This window comes from Polaromonas sp. (genome assembly GCF_031411155.1).
GTDB lineage: Bacteria > Pseudomonadota > Gammaproteobacteria > Burkholderiales > Burkholderiaceae_C > Polaromonas.
Window position 1 is genome coordinate 1 of record NZ_JANOAL010000283.1, and the last position, 1,888, is coordinate 1,888.

The 1,888-nt window shown below is 66.9% G+C and carries 2 protein-coding genes; one reads left to right on the forward strand and one right to left on the reverse strand.

Translation table 11 applies throughout. From position 1 onward, the window contains the following. On the forward strand, positions 1–588 hold a 588-nt coding region (locus tag RMO23_RS16795; protein WP_309683841.1), incomplete at its 5' end, for a PQQ-dependent sugar dehydrogenase. Positions 589–702: 114 nt separating this feature from the next. Here RMO23_RS16795 and RMO23_RS16800 read toward each other — a convergent pair. Next, complete coding sequence (locus RMO23_RS16800; protein WP_309683842.1) at positions 703–1,863, reverse strand: hypothetical protein; 1,161 nt, start codon at positions 1,861–1,863, stop codon at positions 703–705. Positions 1,864–1,888: the final 25 nt, after the last annotated feature.

Sequence of the window (1,888 nt, forward strand, 5' to 3'; positions counted from 1 at the left end):
GACCCCAAAACCGGCAGCCACCGGGTCTTTGCCTCGGGCCTGCGCAACCCCAACGGCCTGGGCTGGTCGCCCGAGGGCGGCGCGCTCTGGACGGTGGTCAATGAGCGCGACGAAATCGGCAGCGACCTGGTGCCCGACTACCTGACCTCGGTCAAGGACGGCGCCTTTTACGGCTGGCCCTATAGCTACTACGGCCAGCATGTGGACGAGCGCGTCAAGCCGCCGCGCCCCGATCTGGTGGCCCAAGCCGTGTCGCCCGACTACGCGCTGGGCTCGCATGTCGCGCCGCTGGGCATGGCGTTTTCAGACGGCAAGGCCATGCCCGCCGCGCTGGCCAATGGCGTCTTCGTGGGCGAGCATGGTTCGTGGAACCGCAAGCCGCACAGTGGCTACAAGGTGGTGTTTGTGCCGTTTGCCGGCGGCAAGCCGGCCGGGCTGCCGGTCGATGTGCTGACCGGCTTTCTGAACGCCGAGGGGCGTGCGCATGGCCGGCCGGTCGGGGTGGCGATGGACAAGCGCGGTGCGCTGCTGGTGGCCGACGACGTGGGCAATGTGGTCTGGCGCGTCAGCCGCGCCGCGCCGCGCTAACGGCCGCCGGGGGCCGCCGGACGGCTCCAGCCGCTCGTTTGGAGGTCAAATAAGCCTCTAGCCCAGGCAAAACGTGCGTAGTAAGCTATTAATTTAATAGCAAACTAAAAAAACTCAAAACACCGGCAACACCATGTCGGCGGTGCCGGGGCAGACCCAGCGCGGGTGTTCGCGCGAGCTGTCGATGCAGCCGCCTGACTGGTACACGCCCTTGGGTTCGCGCAGGCGCAGCATCAGTTCCAGCACGCGGGCCGTTTCCTGCGGGTCGGCCCGCGTGGCCTTGACGCCGGCCTCCACCACGCTTTCGTCAATCTGCAGTTCGCCGGCCGCGTCGATGTAGGTGGCGTGGCGCCAGTGAAACAGTTCCAGGCACTTGTCGGTCAGGGTGTAGGGCTGCTCACGCTTCCAGAAATTGGTGAACAGGCCACCGCCCAGGTAAAACACCCAGGAGCCTTCATAGCCGGTCACGTCGGAAGAATGCGCGTCGGGGTTGCGAAACCAGAGCCGGTCGCCCGGCACATAGTACTTGGGCGGCAGCGGCGCCTCCATCGAGCCGTATTCGCGCAAAAACACCTCGTGAAACTGGCCCGACATGATGGCGCGGCGCTCCCACTGCTGCTGCAGGCCGTGCATCAGCGCCGGGTTGCAGTGCGCCAGCTCCTCGGCAATCGCCAGCAAGATCACATACTCGGTGGCCCGGTAGCACGAAAACGAATACAGCTTGCCCGAGGCCTCGGGCTGGGTGGCTTTTTGCAGCGCCGGCACCAGCGCATGGCCGGGCCGCACGGTAAAGCCGCTGTCCTCGTGGTAGGTCCAGCAGTCTTCCGGCCGCTCGGCCTCGGTGGTGTGAAAGGCCAGCGCCGTCTTGCGCGCCGCCTTGACCATGTTGCGCCGAATCCGCAGCGCCGAGGCCAGTTCGGCATGGCCCGGGAACGAAAACGCCACCGGGCCCAGCAGCATGGCCAGCAGGATTTCGCGCTCCAGGTCGTCGGTGCGGTGCTGGGTGTCCAGTTGCAGTTGCCGGGTCAGGCCGGTGGTGTCGTGCCCGGGCGCCCATTGCGCGGCCAGCTCGGCGCGCAGCGCAAAGCCTTGCTCAAACTCCCGCGCAGACCCCGCAGCGGTGGCGCAGGCTTCGGAAATTTCAACCTGGCTGTGCAGGCCCAGCTGCCGCAGCTGGGCCAGAAAGTGGTCGCGGGCGCTGGCCAGGTCAGCCAGGCTGTCGGCGTGAAGGCGAATGCCGCCGGCGTGGGGGGATTGTGGAGGGGCGGCGCTCATGGTGCCGCCGAGTATCTGGGCTTGA

What these genes read in the sequence shown, in the direction of transcription:
- RMO23_RS16800 (WP_309683842.1), bottom strand. Translation starts at nt 1,863, where the DNA reads ATGAGCGCCGCCCCTCCACAATCCCCCCACGCCGGCGGCATTCGCCTT.